The organism is Devosia sp. Soil_C_22 (assembly GCF_057657195.1).
Map to the genome: position 1 here is coordinate 408,932 of NZ_JBDGIY010000001.1, position 16,034 is coordinate 424,965.

Sequence of the window (16,034 nt, forward strand, 5' to 3'; positions counted from 1 at the left end):
CACATGACCACCGCGACTCAAACGTCGACTGCTTCTCTCTCGATCTCGCACCGTCTCATCGCAGGCGTGCTGGCACTGTTCATCGGCCTCGTCCTCGTCGGCGGCGTCGGCTTTGCCAGCGACATGGCCATCCACAATGGCGCGCACGACACGCGCCATGCGCTCGGCTTCCCCTGCCACTGAGCCGCCAACCAGCGAATCCGCGAGACATCGATGAAACTCTTCCAGCGAATCTTCTTCGCTGCCGTCCTCACTGGACTGGCAGCCGGCTTGGCCATGAGTGCCGCCCAGCAATGGCGCGTCACGCCCCTGATCCTCGAAGCCGAAACCTACGAGAACGTCGACCCGGCCGAAGCGCATGAGCATCCGGCCGGCACTCCCGAGCATAGCCACGAAGCGGCCGCGCCCGCCGGGGCACATGAACATGACGAGGATGCCTGGGCCCCCCAAGACGGCTTCGAGCGCACCGCCTACACGGTGCTCGCCAACGTGTTGGGCGGCATCGGCTTCGTCTTTGTGCTGGCCGCTGTGAGCGTGCTCGCCGGCCTCGAGATCAATGCACGGAACGGCGTCGTCTGGGGCATTGGCGGCTTCCTCGCCCTGCAACTCGCCCCGGCCCTCGGCCTGCCGCCGGAACTGCCCGGCATGCCGGCCGCCGATCTCGTCGTCCGCCAGGCCTGGTGGATCGGCACGGCCATTGCCACCGGCGCGGCGCTGATCACTGTCGCCAAGCTGCGCAACCCGCTCGGCCTCGCCATTGCGGCGGTGCTGCTGATTGCGCCGCATCTCATCGGGGCGCCCGCCGCTCCGCATGAGCCGAGCGTCGTTCCCGCCCACCTCGCCACCAGCTTTGCCGCCAATGCCCTGGGCGTCGGCGCGCTGTTCTGGCTGATCGCCGGCCCGCTGTTCGGCTGGCTCAACGAGCGCTTCGCCAGGAGCGAAGGCCTCGCCCTCAAGGGAGCCCACGCATGACCGAGAAGATCCCCGTCACCGTCGTCACCGGCTTCCTCGGCGCCGGCAAGACCACGCTGGTCCGCCACGTGCTCGCCCATGCCAGGGGCAAGCGCATCGCGCTGATCATCAACGAGTTCGGCGAACTCGGCGTCGACAAGGAAATCCTCGCCGGCTGCGGCGACGAGACCTGCCGCGAGGAGGACATGATCGAATTGAGCAATGGCTGCATCTGCTGCACCGTCGCCGACGAGTTCATCCCCACCATGCAGCAGCTGCTGGCCCGGCCGGATCGGCCCGACCACATCGTCATCGAGACCTCCGGCCTGGCGCTGCCGCAGCCGCTGATCCGGGCCTTCAACTGGCCCGAGATCAAGTCGGAAGTGACCATCGACGGCGTCGTCACCGTGGCCGATGCCGCGGCGCTCGCCGCCGGGCGCTTCGCCAATGACGAGGCGGCCGTCGATGCGCTGCGTTCGGCCGACGACATGCTCGATCACGAGACGCCGCTCGGCGAGCTGTTCGAGGATCAGCTGATCGCCGCCGACATGGTGATCCTCAACAAGTCCGACCTCGTCGACGCGCGCGACCTCGACACGGTCGAGGCGCACCTCAAGGCCGAGATGCGCCCGGGCACCGGCATCGTCCGCGCCCATAACGGCCATGTCGATGTCGCGGCGCTGCTCGGCATGGGCTTGTCGACCGAGGACAACCTGGCTGGGCGCGAGAGCCACCATGAGCTCGAGCATGGTGGCGAGGGGCATGAGCACGACGATTTCGACTCGTTCTCGGTCACCCTCGACGGCGTCACCAGCAAGGACCGGCTCCTTGGCATCATCGAGGAGACAATCCGCACCCACGATGTGCTGCGCCTCAAGGGCTTTGCAGCGCTACCCGGCGCTTCGGCCCGGCTCGCCATCCAGGCGGTCGGCCCGCGCGTGAACGCCTATTTCGACCGGCCGTGGAAGCCGGGCGAGGCGCGCCAGACCGCGCTGGTGGTGATCGGCGAGAGTCCGCTCGATCGCGCGGCGATCACCGCGAGCCTGCAGCAGGCGGCGGCGGTCGTGGCTTAACACCATGCAGCCCGACACACCCGGTGGAAGGCATTCCTGATGCATCTTCTCGCGGCGCAGGCCGGGGCATTGCAGCAGGATGGCGAGGCCATCGATCTCGGCCAGACCCCGGCCGACATCGTCTTCGCCTCCGCCGCCGACAGCGAGCTGATGATGCTGGCGGCGGCGGCCGACCGGGCAGGGGCGGCCGATCTCCGCCTCGCCAACATCCTCCGCCTCGGCCACAACCTGTCGGTCGATATGTGGATCGAGCAGACGGTGCAGCATGCCAAGCTGGTTGTCGTGCGCCTGCTCGGCGGCCCGGCCTATTGGCAGTATGGCGTCGACGAGCTGACCGGGCTTGCCCTGCAGGGGCGGTTCAAGCTGGCGCTGCTGCCGGGCGACGCCACACCCGACCCGATCCTGCAGCAGCGCTCGACCGTTGCTCCCGGGGACTGGTCGCGGCTGCACGCGCTGTTCACGGCCGGCGGGCCGGACAATGCCGATGGATTGTTGGCGGTGTTTCGCCTGCTGGCGGCGTCATCGCCTCCCTCCCCCTTGCGGGGAAAGACCGAGGGTGGGGGTGGCGGCGAGGCTCACAGCGCCACCCCCACCCCCCACCCCTCCCCGCAAGGGGGAGGGGAGCTCGCCCCGCGCCCCTTCGCGCGCTTCGGTCTCTGGCATCCAGCGCAGGGCATGATCGAGGACCTCCCGCCCTCGCCTCACCCAAACGTGCCGCTGCTGTTCTACCGTGCCGCGCTCGAGGGCGCGGGCACCGCGACGCTCGAGGCGATCATCGCCGAGCTTGAGGCGCAACAGCTGAACCCCGTCCCCATCGTCGTCTCGACGCTGAAAGAGGGGGCCTGCATCCGCTTCGTGCAGGCGGTATTCGCGGCGTATCCGCCGCAGGTCGTCCTCAACCTCACAGGCTTCGCCTTGGGGCTCGATGGCCTCGACGACAGGCAGAACCCCTTCGCTGGCATCGACGCCCCGGTCATCCAGCTGATCCAGGCCGGCCGGCCGGAAGCGCAGTGGGCGGCCGATCCACAGGGGCTGTCGGCCAAGGACCTCGCCATGCAGGTGGTGCTGCCCGAGCTCGACGGCCGCCACGGCATGATCCTCGTCGGCCACAAGCAGGAAGCGGTATGGCACGAGCGCACGCAGTGTCCGCTCTCGGCCTACGCGCCGGATGCGGAAGGTATCAGCCGGGCGGTGACGTTGGCGAAGAACTGGATCGTGCTGCGGGGCACGCCGGTGGCGGGGCGCAAGGTGGCGATCGTGCTGGCCAACTACCCGATCCGCGACGGGCGGCTGGCCAACGGTGTGGGGTACGACGCGCCCCAATCGACGGTGGAGATTCTGAAATCACTGCAGGCCGCCGGCTATGGTCTCTCAGCTCCTTCGCCTCCCTCCCCCTTGCGGGGAGGGATTGAGGGTGGGGGTGGTACTGAGGATCACCGACCGACCCCCACCCCCAGCCCCTCCCCGCAAGGGGGAGGGGAGCAGTTCGGTGTGCTCACTACAGGCAACGCCCTGATTGAAGCCCTCCAATCCGGCCCCACCAACGCCCATCCCGAGCGCGGCACCGGCATCACGTTACCCATGAATCGCTACCGCGCGCTGTTTGCAGCGCTGCCCGCGAAAATACAGGCCGAGGTCACAGCGCGTTGGGGTGAACCCTCCGCCGATCCCTTCGCACGGGGTGAGAATTTCCATCTCCCCGCCCTCGACCTCGGCAACGTCACCATCCTGCTGCAGCCCGCCCGCGGCTATCATCTCGATGAGACCGCCAGCTATCACGATCCGGACCTCGTGCCACCGCACGGCTATCTCGCGGCCTATCTCTGGCTGCGGCACGAATTCGGCGCGCATGCCGTCATCCACAACGGCAAGCACGGCAATCTCGAATGGCTGCCCGGCAAGGCCACCGCGCTCGACATAACCAGTTATCCCGCTGCGCTGTGGGCCGAGCTGCCGCAGCTCTATCCCTTTATCGTCAACGATCCCGGCGAGGGTACGCAGGCCAAGCGTCGCACCGGCGCGGTGATCATCGACCACCTCGTGCCGCCGCTGACCCGCGCCGAGACCTACGGCCCGCTGAAGGACCTCGAGGCGCTGCTCGACGAATACTATGCCGCTTCCGGCATGGACCGCCGCCGCCTCGCCGGGCTCAGGAAGCGCATCCTCGATTTCACCCGCGACGCGCGGCTGGACCGCGACATCGGGCTGGTGCCGGACGAGACGGAGTCGCTGCGCCGGATCGACACCTTCCTGTGCGACCTCAAGGAAGCGCAGATCCGCGATGGCCTCCACATCTTCGGCCAATCCCCGACCGGCCGGCTGGAGCGCGACCTGGTCGTGGCGCTCGCGCGCGTGCCACGCGGAGAGGGGGCAGGGGAGGCGTCGCTGATCCGTGCGCTGGCCGATGACCTGAGACTGGGGTTCGATCCGCTAACGGCGGACTTGGGCGTGGAGTGGACCGGGCCTTTCGTGCCCGACCGCGCGACCCCCACCCCCAACCCCTCCCCGCAAGAGGGAGGGGGGCACGCTGGCCTCGCCGACCATGCTCCCCGAAGTATCGCGAACGCGCGGCGATTGCGAAATGCAGCGACCGCGCCCGAGCGGGTGATGTGGTCGATGCTGCGGACGTTCAAGGAGGGCGGGGTCCACTTCCGCCGGCAGGTGCCGATCGGGAGATTTGTCGCCGACTTTGCGTCACACCATCCGAAGCTGGTTGTCGAACTCGATGGCGAAACGCACTTCACCGATTCGGCACAGCAGAGCGACGCTGCGCGCACCGACTTCCTGAGATCGCGTGGCTATCGGGTCATCCGTTTCACAAATCGAGACGTTGCGACCAACCTGGACGGCGTTTGGCAAGGCCTGACGGCAGTCCTCGCAGAACTTGCGGAGTCGCCCCCCTCCCCCTTGCGGGGAGGGGCCGGGGGTGGGGGTGGTGCGATGCGCACCGTCGGTGACGTCGTCGAGTACCTCGAACAGCTCGCCGCCGAACTAGTAGATGGCCGCGCCCCCAACCCCGACTGGCCCGCCACCGCCGCCGTGCTCGCCACCATCGAGACCATCATCCGCCCCCGTCTCCGCGCCTCGGGCCCCTCCGAGACCGCCGCGCTGCTCGCCGGCCTCGATGGCAAGTTCATCGCCCCCGGTCCCTCCGGCGCGCCGTCGCGCGGCCGCCTCGACGTGCTACCCACCGGCCGCAACTTCTACTCCGTCGACAACCGTGCCGTGCCCACCCCCACCGCCTGGGAGCTGGGCCGGAAATCGGCCGAGAACCTGCTGCTCCGCCATTTCCAGGATCACGGCGTCCCGCTGCGCTCGCTCGCGCTTTCCGTCTGGGGCACGGCCAACATGCGCACCGGCGGCGATGATATCGCGCAGGCCCTCGCCTTTATCGGGGCCAAACCCACATGGGACCCCGGCTCCCTCCGTGTCTCCGGCTACGAGATCATCCCGCTCGCAAGACTCGGCCGTCCGCGCGCCGATGTCACGCTGCGCATTTCCGGCTTCTTCCGCGATGCCTTCCCCGCGCAGATCGCCCTGTTCGACAAGGCCATCCGCGCCATCGGGGCGCTCGATGAGCCCGAGGGCGACAATCCAATCGCCACCCGCATGCGCACCGACGCGCTCGAGCTGATGAAATCCGGTGCGTCCGAGCGCGAGGCCGCCCTCAGGGCAGGCCACCGCATCTTCGGATCGAAGCCCGGAGCCTACGGCGCGGGGCTGCAGGGCCTGATGGATTCGGGCTCGTGGGAGACCAAGGCCGATCTCGCCGACGCATTCCTCAATTGGGGCCAATACGCTTATGGCGCGCATGCGTCAGGTACGCCCGAGCGCGACCGGTTCGTTGCCAGGCTCACCAATATCGATGCCATTGTCCACAATCAGGACAACCGGGAGCACGACCTGCTGGACAGCGACGACTACTACCAGTTCGAGGGCGGCCTCGCCGTCACGGCCGAGACGCTGACCGGCCGCAAGCCCGCCGCCTATCACAACGACCATTCGCGCCCCGAGCGCCCGCTCGCCCGCACGCTGGAGGAGGAGATCTCCCGCGTCGTCCGCTCGCGCGTCGTGAACCCCAAGTGGATCGATGGCGTGAAGCGGCACGGCTACAAGGGCGCCTTCGAGATCATCGCCACCCTCGACTACATGTTCGCCTTCGCCGCCACCACAGGCGCGGTGAAGACGCACCATTTCGATCTCGCCTTCGAAGCCTTCGTCGAGGACGATGTGACGCGCGAATTCATCCGCGCCAATAACCGCTTCGGCTACGATGAGCTGATCGCCAAATTCAACGAAGCCCGCCGCCGCGGCTTCTGGGCACCGAGGTCGAATTCGGCGTTCCAATGGTTGGATAGCCCCGATTTGCTCCCCTCCCCCTTGCGGGGAGGGGCTGGGGGCGGGGGTCGATCGGAGACCACCGCACCACCCCCACCCTCAATCCCTCCCCGCAAGGGGGAGGGAAGCGACCGAGAGCCCGGAGACCACCGATGACCGACAAGGCCCCCAAAAAGACCGACCTCATGACCGAGGCGGAGCGCGACGCCTACCACGCCGAAAAGATGAAGAAGAAGAAGGAGGCGCGGAACAAGATCCTCGCCACCAAGACCGAGGAGCGCGGCCTGCTCATCGTTCACACCGGCAAGGGCAAGGGCAAATCAACGGCCGCCTTCGGCATGGTGTTCCGCGCCATCGGGCACGGCTTCAAGGTCGGCGTGGTGCAGTTCGTCAAGGGCGCCTGGTCCACCGGCGAACGTGACGTGCTCGACAAATTCCCCGAGCAGGTGACCATCAAGGCCATGGGTGAGGGCTTCACCTGGGATGTCGCCGACCGCCAGCGCGACCTCGCCGCCGCCCGCGGCGCGTGGGAGATGGCCAAGGCCCTGATCGCGGATCCCGCCTATAAGCTGATCCTGCTCGACGAGCTCAACATCGTGCTGCGCTACGATTACCTGCCGCTCGACGAGGTCCTGGACGTGCTGCGGAACAAGCCGCGCGACACCCACGTCATCGTCACCGGCCGCAACGCCAAGGACGAGCTGATCGAGATCGCCGACCTCGTGACGGAAATGACGGAGATCAAGCACCCGTTCCGCAGCGGGGTGAAGGCGCAGGCGGGGATCGAGTTCTAAGGCGAAGCCCCTCACCCGTCTCGGCCTTCGGCCGATCCACCCTCTCCCCGACGGGGAGAGGAATAAGAGGTGATCACCGGCCTCTCGGTATTCTTCTCCCCGTCGGGGAGAAGGTGGTGCGTAGCGCCGGATGAGGGGTGCCCGCTCACTCCAGCCAGTGCGTCTCAAACCGCGGGTTGGCGTGGTGGATGCTCTTGAGCGGCCCCAGCGTCACGAACTTATGCGGCGTGTGGGCCGGCACGATGATGATCTGCCCGGCCCGGCCTTCGATTTCCTCGTCGCCTACCGTGAACAGCGCGCTGCCTTCCTCGATGATGAAGGTCTCGGGGTAGGGGTGCGTGTGCAGCCGTGGCCCGCGCCCCGGCTCGATGCTTTCGTGCAGGATCACGGTGACATTAGCGGCCTCGCCGCCTTCCCACTCGCCCATCCGGCGGGTGGGGTGCTCGGCCCAGTCGCTCCGCTCGAATACCTGTGCCATCAGCAGCCTCCCGTCAGCGTCTCCACCAGCCGTTCCACAACCGGGTTCATCCGCCCGATGTCGAACGCCGGGTATTCCAGCCGGAACGCGGCATACTGCCCGTCGCACAGCGCCACCATGCGCTCGTAGCGCACCCGCATGCCCTGCGTCGCCGAATAGCTCAGCCAGTCCGGCGCCACGGACTCGTAGGTGATCCCCCAGCCCTCGCCGGTGGCGTAGCCGATCGCCGCGCGGGCAGCGCCCTCGAAGTCGCCCTCGACGATATTGCCGCCCCACACGCTCAGCCGCCTTGCGCCATCGCGGAAGCTGCGGCCGTCGCCATTGTCGCTTTCGCGCCCCCAGGTGAACGTCGGCGGCACGTCGATGCCATAGCCGAAGCGGCCGTTGTCATAGCGCTTCCAGTCGTCGGCAAAGGCCGGTGCGGCGAACAGCAGGGCGAGCATGACGAGAACGAGGCGCATGGTTGAAACCATCGCCGCATTTGCCGTGATGCGCAACTCGCGGGCCTACAGCACCACGATGCCGGAGTGCTTGGCCTTGTTCTCGGGCTCGACATGGATGGTGATCTGGGCCCGCTCGACTTCCTCGCGCAGCCTGGCCTCGATCGCGTCGCAGATGGCATGCGCATCGGCGACGCTCATCGCGCCGGGCACCACGAGGTGGAAATCGATGAAGGTCATCTGCCCCGCCTGCCGCGTGCGGATGTCGTGCGCCTCGATGGCGCCCTCGGCGCTGGTCGAGATGATGTCGCGGATGCGGTTGAGCTGTTTGGGTTCCACCGCCACGTCCATCAGCCCGATCACGCTCTCCTTCACCAGCTCCCAGCCCGACCACAGGATGGTGAGGCCGACGAGCGCGGCGAGCACCGCGTCGAGCTGCTTCCAGCCGGTCGCGGCGGCCAGCAGCACGCCGATCAGCACCCCCAGCGTCGAAACCACGTCGGTCGCGAGGTGCCGGCCGTCGGCCTGCAGCGCCGGCGATTGCTCGCGCCGCCCGATCTGCACCAGCCGCCACGCCCAGGCGGCGTTGATCGCCGTCGCCAAGACGCTCACCGCAATACCCACCGGATCGAGCGTGAACCCGCGCGGCGCGATGAAGCCGAAATAGGCCTCGCGAAAGATCAGCAGCGCCGTCACCGCGATGAAGATGCCGATGATCACCGCCGAGAAATACTCGGCCTTGTGATAGCCATAGGGCAGGGTGGCATCGGCGGGCCGGGCCGCCAGCCGCACCGCGACCAGCGCCACGACGGCCGTCACCACGTTGACGATGCTTTCGAGTGCATCGGCATAGAGAGCGATCGAGCCGGTGGCGTAGGCGGCAAAGCCCTTGAGCGCCAGCACGACCACGCCCACGGCAAGGCTGCCATAGGCGACGCGGACGGTGATGCTGGTGGTGGGTGCGCTCATTGGCGGCTCCTAGACCGCCCCGCGTGCGCTGGCAAGTGCCTGAATTTGCTCCTGATTTTGAGAAGCGTTCGCATCTGGCCGGGAATCGTTTGACCCATTCTAAACCGGCCAATACAACCCCTTGATAGTGCAGCGTTCCTTGACGGGCTGAAACTCATGCCCGGTGCGGTCGACCCAAATCGGGGACCAATTCCGGGGCTGCGATTGGTCGACAAGAACTCTGCCTCACGAAAGGCAGGCACCCGAAAAGTGGCGACGGTTTTCGGACGAGTGCCTGCCCAGACAACGAGGCGAGAAAATGGATAAATCCCTGGTCCTGCCGGCCGGCACCGGCGTGATGCTGTGCGGCCATGGCAGCCGCAACACCCGCGCCGTCGACGAGTTTGCGCACCTCGCCGATGCCCTTCACGCCCGGTTGCCCGGCGTCCCCGTCGAATACGGCTATCTCGAGTTCGCCAACCCGGTGATCCACCAGGGCCTCGATCGCCTGCGGGAGTCCGGTGTCGAGCGTATCCTCGCTGTGCCCGGCATGCTGTTCGCCGCGGGCCACGCCAAGAACGACATCCCCTCTGTGCTCAACACCTATGCCGCTAAAACCGGCGTCGAGCTCAGCTATGGCCGCGAGCTCGGCGTGGACTTGAAGATGCTTCGCGCCGCCGGCGACCGCATCCAGGAAGCGATTGCCGCCGCCCCCAGCGATGTGCCGCGCCACGAAACCCTGCTCGTCGTCGTCGGCCGCGGCGCTTCCGACCCCGATGCCAATTCCAACGTGGCCAAGGTGATGCGCCTCCTCTGGGAGGGCATGGGCTTTGGCTGGGGCGAGGTGGCCTATTCCGGCGTCACCTTCCCGCTCGTCGCGCCGGCGCTGCAGCATGCGACGCGGCTGGGCTACCGTCGCATCATCGTGTTCCCGTATTTCCTGTTCACCGGCGTGCTGGTGAAGCGCATCTATGACGCCGTCGACGACGCCGCCGCGCAGTATCCGGAAATCGAGTTCCTCAAGGCGCCCTATCTCAACGACCACCCGCTGGTGATCGACACCTTCGTCGATCGCATCCAGGAAATGCTGGTCGGCCAGAACCTGATGAACTGCGCCATGTGCAAATATCGCGAGCAGGTGCTGGGCTTCGAGGCCGAGGTCGGCCTGAAGCAGGAAAGCCACCACCACCATGTCGAGGGCATCGGTGGCGGGATGGAGAACTGCCCCTGCGGCGGCGATTGCGACAGCTCCTGCCGCGACGAGGCGTTCTGCAGGAAGCACGGCCTGCCCTGGACGCCGCTGCATACGCACGATCATGGTCATGACCACGCCCATCCGCATGTGCACCCGCACGCTCCGGCCACGCACGCGCTGCTGGCCGATCCGGCCGTGCCGCTGATCCGCCTCGGCATGAGCCACGATCATGGTCACCCGCACGATCACGGCCATCACCACGATCACGGCGACCACCATCACCACCCCTATCCGCATGCCGATCACCCGCTCGGCCCGGTGACCCTGCCCAAGGTCCCCGGTCGCCTCGCCCGCGAGGACCAGGAGCGCTGATGCCGCTGTTCGATCGCTACATCGCGGTGGATTGGTCGGCGGCGAACAGCCCCAAGCGCGGCAAGGATTCGATCTGGATCGGCGATCTCGGCCCCACCGGTCGCGTGCCGAGCGAGAACCCGCCGACGCGCCATGTCGCGATGGACGAGATCGTCCGCCGGCTGCTCGCAGCGCTCGAGCGCGGCGAGCGCGTCATGCTCGGCTTCGATTTCGTCTTCGGCTATCCGCGCGGTGCCGCGAAAGCCATCGCGGGCGCGGCCGACTGGCGCGCGGTCTGGCGCTACCTGCACGCCGAGCTGACCGACGATCCGGACAACCGCTCCAACCGCTTCCAGGTCGCCGAATCGATCAACCGCCGGTTCGCCGATGGCCCGCATTTCTGGGGCCATCCGCACCAGCACAGCTACGACGCGCTTGGGCCCCGCCGCCCGGTCGCGGCCTATGCCAACATCCCCGAGCGCCGCATTGCCGAAGGCTTCGTGCCGCGCGTTCAGCCCATCTGGAAGCTGACCGGCGTCGGTTCGGTCGGCAGCCAGTCGATGCTCGGCATCGCCCGGCTCGAGGCGCTACGCCATCATACGGAGCTTGGCGACCATATCGCCATCTGGCCGTTCGAAACCGGCTTTGCGACCGAGATGAGCAAGCTCATCACCGTCGTCGAAATCTACCCCTCGATGTTCCCGGTCACCGAGGCTGACGGCCTGCCGCGCGACCGGGCTCAGGTCGAAGTCGCCAGCACCCGCTTCTTCCAGCTCGACCGCGACGATCTGCTCGCGCCGTTTCTTTCCGCGCCATCCAGCCTGACGGCCGAACAGCGCCTCCTCGCGCTCGCCGAGGAAGGCTGGATCGCCGGCGCCGGCCAGCAGGCGCTGCTCGCCAACCTGCGGAGCGCGGCATGACCTACCTGCGCGATCCCGACGCCATCTATGAGGCCTCCTTCGCCACCATCCGGGCCGAGGCTGATCTCGCGCATCTCCCGTCCGCGCTGCACGCCGCCGCGATCCGCATGATCCACGCCTGCGGCATGGTCGATCTGGCGGACGATATCCTCGGCGATCCCGCGGTGGCCGAGGCCACGCAGGTCGCGCTCGCCACCGGTGCGCCCGTGCTCTGCGATTGCGAGATGGTGCGCTCCGGCGTGATCCGCCGCAGTTTGCCTGCGCACACCGAGCTCGTCCTGACGCTCAACGATCCTGCCGCGCCTGAACTGGCCAAAACACTCGGCACCACCCGCTCCGCCGCCGCGGTCGAGCTCTGGCGTCCGCGCCTTGCCGGCGCCATCGTGCTCATCGGCAACGCGCCCACCGCGCTGTTCCATCTGCTCGAGCTGATCGATGCCGGCGCGCCACACCCGGCCGCCATCATCGCCGCGCCGGTCGGCTTCGTGGGGGCATCGGAGAGCAAGGCCTTGCTCGCCGCGCACCCCGCTTCTATCCCGTTCATCACCGTACGCGGCCGCCGGGGTGGCTCCGCCATCGCCAGCGCCGCCTTCAACGCAATGGCCAAACCGCAATGACCGCCTGGCTGCACATCATCGGAGTGGGCGAACGCGGGCCCCGCGAGCTGCCCAGCACCTACAAGCTGCTGCTGAGCTATGCCGATGCCATCCTTGGCCCCGCCCGCTTCCTCGCCGATATCGAGCCGGTGACCCGGCCGAACGCCGCTGCCGATTTGTTCGATGGCGATCTCGTCGCCCAGCGCGGCTTCGACGCCATCGCCCGCGCGCTCGCCGGTGAGGAGCCCGATCTGTCGCCCGCCGCCACCTATGCCGACGGCCGCCGCATGATCGAGTGGGAGCCGCCGCTCGATCGCATGGTCGAGCAGGTGCTGGCGCTACGCGACCGGCCCACCGTCATTCTCGCCTCCGGCGATCCGATGTGGTTCGGCATGGGCGCCACGCTGACGCGGCACCTGCTGCCCTCCGAGTTTGTCATCCACGCTCACCCCTCGGCCTTCCAGCTCGCCGCGGCGCGGCTGCATTGGCCGTTGCAATCGGCGAGCACCATCTCGCTGCACGCCCGTCCGGTGGAAATGCTCCACCCCCATTTGCTCCCCGGCAACAAGGTGCTGGCCCTGACCTCCGACCATTCGACCATCGATCTGGCGCTCGAGCTGCTGGTCAATCGCGGCTATGGCCGCTCCATCGTCACCGCACTCGAAAATCTCGGCGGTCCCGAGGAGCGGCTGACCACGGCCGAGGCCGAGAACTTCGACACCCGCAATATCGAGGATTTTTACGTCCTCGCCATCGATTGCGTGCCCGATTTCACCTCGCCGCTGCTGCCGCAGGTGCCCGGCCTGCCCGACGAGGCGTTTCTCAACGATGGCCAGTTGACCAAGCGCGAGGTGCGCGCCGCGACCCTCGCCAAGCTCGCCCCTTTCCCCGGCGCGCTGCTCTGGGATGTCGGCGCCGGCTCGGGCTCTGTCGCCATCGAATGGATGCGCGCCGCCCGCGACACCAAGGCCGTCGCCTTCGAGCGTGAGGGTGAGCGGCTGCAAATGATCGCTGTCAACGCCGCGGCGCTCGGCGTGCCCAACCTGGAGATCGCCGCCGGCGACGCGCCTGCCGGCTTCGGCAAGCGCACACCGCCCGATGCCGTGTTCCTCGGCGGCGATGTTGGCAATGACGAGTTGTTCGATGCCTGCTGGAGTGCGCTGAAGCCCGGCGGCCGGCTCGTCGCCAACGCCGTGACGCTTGATGCCGAGCACGCGCTCTATTCGCGTCACCTGCAGCTGGGCGGCGAACTCACCCGCATCGAAATCTCCGCGCTCGACCGCATCGGCGGCCACCGCGCCTTCAAGCCGCGCATGGCGGTGACCCAGTGGGTGGTCACCAAGGCCATCCACGGTTTTGCGACCACGCCATGAGTGGAACATTGCACCTCGTCGGCGTCGGTCCCGGCGATCCGGACCTCTTGACGCTGAAGGCCGCAAAGCTGCTCGCCGCCGTGCCGGTCGTCGCCTATCCGACCACCGGCGAGGATTCCGCGCTGGCGCTCGAAATCGCCACGCCGCACCTGAACCCGGCCGCCGAGCGTCTGCCCATCGCCATCCCGATGACGGTGGAGCGCGGCCCGGCCCAGGCCGCTTACGACCAGGCGGCCGAAGCCATCCTCGCCCATCTCGAAGCCGGCCGCGACGTCGCCTGGCTGTGCGAGGGCGATCCGCTGTTCTACGGCTCGGCCATGTACCTCGTCACCCGTGTTGGCGCCCGCGCCCCGGTCGCGACCATCCCCGGCGTTACCTCGCTGACCGCCGCCGCTGCCGCGATCGGCCGTCCGCTCGCCGCCCGCAACGAGATGCTGAAAGTACTGCCGGCCCCGCTCGACGACGCCACGCTCCGAGCCGAACTCGAAGCGACGCCCGCAGCCGCCATCATCAAGGTCGGCCGCCATTTCGATCGCGTCCGCACCCTGCTCGCCGAAACCGGCCACGCCGAGGGCGCTGTGGTCGTCGAGCATGCCACCAGCGCCCGCCAGCGCATCACCCGTCTCGCCGATTTCGGCCACGACGAGCGGCCCTATTTCTCGACCATTCTCTGCTATCGCGGCGGCGAAGCCTGGGGCCGCTCATGACCACGCCTGCCGTCATCCTGTTCGCCGATACCGGCCTCGACACCGCCAAGCGCGTCGCCGAGGCCGTCGGTGGAGAAATGTACAGTTGTGGGCAGGGCGGCGCCGATGCGCTGAAACTGCTGCCGCGCCTGTTCGTCGAGGGCCGCCCGATCATCGGCATCTGCGCCGCCGGCATCCTGATCCGCCTGCTCGCGCCGAGCCTCGAGGACAAGCTTAGGGAACCGCCCGTCATCGCCGTCTCACAGGATGGCAGCTCGGTCGTGCCGCTGCTCGGCGGCCATCGCGGCGCCAACCGCATGGCGCGCGAGCTGGCCGAAAAACTCGGCGGCCACGCCGCCATCACCACCGCATCGGACAGCCGCTTCGCCCACAGCCTCGACGAGCCGCCGGACGGCTGGGTGCTCGGCACACCGCGCGAGGCCAAGCCCGCCATGATGGCCGTGCTCGCCGGCGCCAAGCTGCAGATCGAGGGCGAAGCGCCGTTCCTCGCCGAAGCCGGCTATCCGGTCTCCTCCTCCGGCGCAGTGAAGGTGCTTGTCACCGAGCACCGCACCAGGGTCGAGCGCGGCATCGTCTATCACCCCAAGACCCTGGTAGCCGGCGTGGGCTGCGAGCGCGGCGCCGACGCCGAGGAGGTGATCGCGCTGATCGGCTTTGCGCTGTCGAAGCATGATCTCGCGGCCGAGAGCCTCGCCGCCATCGCTTCCATCGACATCAAGGCCGACGAGCCGGCGCTGCTCGCCGCGGCGCGCCACTTCAACGTGCCGCTCCGCCTGTTCTCGGCCGGCGAACTGGCGCAGGAGCGCTATCGCCTGAAGCAGCCCTCCGACTATGTCGAGGACACGGTCGGCACCCCGAGCGTCGCCGAGGCTTCGGCGCTCAAGGCCGGCGTGCTGGTGGTCGAGAAGCTGAAATCCGAACGCGCCACCTGCGCCATCGGCAAGGCGCCGAAGCCGATCGATACCCAGCAATTCGGCCGCCGGCCCGGTGTGCTGCATCTCGTCGGCATCGGCCCGGGCGAAGCCATCTCGCGCACCGCCTCCGCTGTCGCGGCGCTGGAGGAAAGCACCGACTGGGTCGGCTACGGCCTCTATCTCGATCTCGTTTCCGATCTCCGTCGCGGCCAGGCCGAGCATCGCTATGGCCTCGGCGAGGAAGAGCCGCGCGTCCGCCATGCGCTCGAACTCGCCGCCGAGGGCCGGGTGGTGGCGCTGGTCTGTTCCGGCGACGCCCAGATCTACGCCATGGCCGCGCTGGCCTACGAGCTGCTCGACGCCACCGGCGAGCGCGCCGTCTCCGATGTCGCCCGTCGCGTCAATGTCGCCACCCATCCCGGCGTCTCCGCGTTTCAGGCGGCCTCGGCCGCAGCCGGCGCGCTGATTGGCCACGATTTCTGCTGCGTCTCGCTGAGCGACCTCCTCACCCCACGCGAGGATATCCTGAAGCGCCTTGACGGCGCCGCCCGCGCCGATTTCGTCACCGCGCTCTACAACCCGCGCTCGCAGCGCCGCACCGACCTGATCGTCGAGACCAAGCGCATCTTCCTCGAGCACCGCCGGGCCGATACGCCGGTGGTGATCGGCTCCAATCTCGGCCGTCCCAACCAGCGCGTGCGCGTGGTTGAGCTCGCCGAGTTCGAGCCAACCGAGATCGACATGCTGACCATCGTCCTCATTGGCTCCAGCACCTCCAAGGCGCTCGCCCGTGGCGATGGCCTCAAGGCCTACACGCCGCGTGGCTACGCGAAAAAGGCGGCCGGCAATGCAAGCTAGCTTCTCGGAGCAGCTCCCCTCCCCCTTGCGGGGAGGGGCAGGGGGTGGGGGTCTATCGGCGATCGCTGCAACTACCCCCACCCTCAATCCCTCCCCGC

14 protein-coding genes are annotated in these 16,034 nt (G+C 68.1%); 11 read left to right on the top strand and 3 right to left on the bottom strand.

From position 1 onward, the window contains the following. Positions 1-3: 3 nt before the first annotated feature. The 5 genes from AC3A6I_RS01915 to cobO are packed head-to-tail and all read left to right on the top strand — an operon-like array spanning position 4 to position 7,156. Positions 4-183, top strand: a complete 180-nt coding sequence (locus AC3A6I_RS01915) for a CbtB domain-containing protein (protein ID WP_487541394.1) — start codon at positions 4-6, stop codon at positions 181-183. Positions 184-213: 30 nt separating this feature from the next. Next, positions 214-972 (top strand): CbtA family protein, encoded by a 759-nt coding sequence (locus AC3A6I_RS01920; RefSeq protein ID WP_487541396.1) that lies wholly within the window; start codon positions 214-216, stop codon positions 970-972. Then, positions 969-2,024 carry a cobalamin biosynthesis protein CobW gene (gene cobW / locus AC3A6I_RS01925; RefSeq protein ID WP_487541398.1) on the top strand — a complete coding sequence of 352 codons (1,056 nt, stop codon included), beginning with the start codon at positions 969-971 and terminating at the stop codon, positions 2,022-2,024. The genes AC3A6I_RS01920 and cobW overlap by 4 nt, the downstream gene beginning before the upstream one ends. A gap of 39 nt (positions 2,025-2,063) precedes the next feature. Then, the gene (locus AC3A6I_RS01930) at positions 2,064-6,518 is read left to right on the top strand and encodes a cobaltochelatase subunit CobN (RefSeq protein ID WP_487541399.1); all 4,455 of its coding nucleotides are present in this window, start codon (positions 2,064-2,066) and stop codon (positions 6,516-6,518) included. Further along, positions 6,515-7,156 (top strand): cob(I)yrinic acid a,c-diamide adenosyltransferase, encoded by a 642-nt coding sequence (cobO, locus tag AC3A6I_RS01935; RefSeq protein WP_487541401.1) that lies wholly within the window; start codon positions 6,515-6,517, stop codon positions 7,154-7,156. Before AC3A6I_RS01930 ends, cobO begins: the two co-directional genes overlap by 4 nt. A gap of 145 nt (positions 7,157-7,301) precedes the next feature. Here the strand turns inward: cobO and AC3A6I_RS01940 are convergent, their stop codons facing one another. Genes AC3A6I_RS01940 through AC3A6I_RS01950 form a run of 3 tightly spaced genes read right to left on the bottom strand, consistent with a single transcriptional unit; the run spans position 7,302 to position 9,043 of the window. Next, positions 7,302-7,634 carry a cupin domain-containing protein gene (locus AC3A6I_RS01940; protein ID WP_487541403.1) on the bottom strand — a complete coding sequence of 111 codons (333 nt, stop codon included), beginning with the start codon at positions 7,632-7,634 and terminating at the stop codon, positions 7,302-7,304. Beyond that, positions 7,634-8,095: a hypothetical protein gene (locus tag AC3A6I_RS01945; RefSeq protein ID WP_487541405.1), complete on the bottom strand. Its 462-nt coding sequence runs from the start codon at positions 8,093-8,095 to the stop codon at positions 7,634-7,636. Before AC3A6I_RS01945 ends, AC3A6I_RS01940 begins: the two co-directional genes overlap by 1 nt. 45 nt (positions 8,096-8,140) lie before the next feature. After that, positions 8,141-9,043: a cation diffusion facilitator family transporter gene (locus tag AC3A6I_RS01950; protein ID WP_487541407.1), complete on the bottom strand. Its 903-nt coding sequence runs from the start codon at positions 9,041-9,043 to the stop codon at positions 8,141-8,143. Positions 9,044-9,341: 298 nt separating this feature from the next. Between AC3A6I_RS01950 and AC3A6I_RS01955 the strand changes: the two genes are divergently transcribed. From AC3A6I_RS01955 to cobJ, 6 genes are read left to right on the top strand one after another with little or no spacing between them, the layout of a single operon-like run. Further along, the gene (locus AC3A6I_RS01955) at positions 9,342-10,589 is read left to right on the top strand and encodes a sirohydrochlorin chelatase (RefSeq protein ID WP_487541409.1); all 1,248 of its coding nucleotides are present in this window, start codon (positions 9,342-9,344) and stop codon (positions 10,587-10,589) included. Next, the gene (locus AC3A6I_RS01960; RefSeq protein ID WP_487541411.1) at positions 10,589-11,488 is read left to right on the top strand and encodes a hypothetical protein; all 900 of its coding nucleotides are present in this window, start codon (positions 10,589-10,591) and stop codon (positions 11,486-11,488) included. Before AC3A6I_RS01955 ends, AC3A6I_RS01960 begins: the two co-directional genes overlap by 1 nt. Beyond that, a complete protein-coding gene (locus AC3A6I_RS01965; RefSeq protein WP_487541413.1) occupies positions 11,485-12,105 on the top strand; it encodes a precorrin-8X methylmutase in 621 nt (206 codons plus the stop codon). Before AC3A6I_RS01960 ends, AC3A6I_RS01965 begins: the two co-directional genes overlap by 4 nt. Next, a complete protein-coding gene (gene cbiE, locus AC3A6I_RS01970; RefSeq protein ID WP_487541415.1) occupies positions 12,102-13,457 on the top strand; it encodes a precorrin-6y C5,15-methyltransferase (decarboxylating) subunit CbiE in 1,356 nt (451 codons plus the stop codon). Before AC3A6I_RS01965 ends, cbiE begins: the two co-directional genes overlap by 4 nt. Beyond that, a complete protein-coding gene (gene cobI / locus AC3A6I_RS01975) occupies positions 13,454-14,164 on the top strand; it encodes a precorrin-2 C(20)-methyltransferase (protein ID WP_487541417.1) in 711 nt (236 codons plus the stop codon). Before cbiE ends, cobI begins: the two co-directional genes overlap by 4 nt. Next, positions 14,161-15,936, top strand: coding sequence for a precorrin-3B C(17)-methyltransferase (cobJ, locus tag AC3A6I_RS01980; protein ID WP_487541418.1), 1,776 nt, complete (start codon positions 14,161-14,163; stop codon positions 15,934-15,936). The genes cobI and cobJ overlap by 4 nt, the downstream gene beginning before the upstream one ends. Positions 15,937-16,034 lie beyond the last annotated feature (98 nt).

Bases quoted from the DNA above. Each gene is read 5' to 3' on its own strand.
- AC3A6I_RS01915 (WP_487541394.1), top strand. From the start codon at position 4: ATGACCACCGCGACTCAAACGTCGACTGCTTCTCTCTCGATCTCGCAC.
- AC3A6I_RS01920 (WP_487541396.1), top strand. From the start codon at position 214: ATGAAACTCTTCCAGCGAATCTTCTTCGCTGCCGTCCTCACTGGACTG.
- cobW (WP_487541398.1), top strand. From the start codon at position 969: ATGACCGAGAAGATCCCCGTCACCGTCGTCACCGGCTTCCTCGGCGCC.
- AC3A6I_RS01930 (WP_487541399.1), top strand. From the start codon at position 2,064: ATGCATCTTCTCGCGGCGCAGGCCGGGGCATTGCAGCAGGATGGCGAG.
- cobO (WP_487541401.1), top strand. From the start codon at position 6,515: ATGACCGACAAGGCCCCCAAAAAGACCGACCTCATGACCGAGGCGGAG.
- AC3A6I_RS01940 (WP_487541403.1), bottom strand. From the start codon at position 7,634: ATGGCACAGGTATTCGAGCGGAGCGACTGGGCCGAGCACCCCACCCGC.
- AC3A6I_RS01945 (WP_487541405.1), bottom strand. From the start codon at position 8,095: ATGCGCCTCGTTCTCGTCATGCTCGCCCTGCTGTTCGCCGCACCGGCC.
- AC3A6I_RS01950 (WP_487541407.1), bottom strand. From the start codon at position 9,043: ATGAGCGCACCCACCACCAGCATCACCGTCCGCGTCGCCTATGGCAGC.
- AC3A6I_RS01955 (WP_487541409.1), top strand. From the start codon at position 9,342: ATGGATAAATCCCTGGTCCTGCCGGCCGGCACCGGCGTGATGCTGTGC.
- AC3A6I_RS01960 (WP_487541411.1), top strand. From the start codon at position 10,589: ATGCCGCTGTTCGATCGCTACATCGCGGTGGATTGGTCGGCGGCGAAC.
- AC3A6I_RS01965 (WP_487541413.1), top strand. From the start codon at position 11,485: ATGACCTACCTGCGCGATCCCGACGCCATCTATGAGGCCTCCTTCGCC.
- cbiE (WP_487541415.1), top strand. From the start codon at position 12,102: ATGACCGCCTGGCTGCACATCATCGGAGTGGGCGAACGCGGGCCCCGC.
- cobI (WP_487541417.1), top strand. From the start codon at position 13,454: ATGAGTGGAACATTGCACCTCGTCGGCGTCGGTCCCGGCGATCCGGAC.
- cobJ (WP_487541418.1), top strand. From the start codon at position 14,161: ATGACCACGCCTGCCGTCATCCTGTTCGCCGATACCGGCCTCGACACC.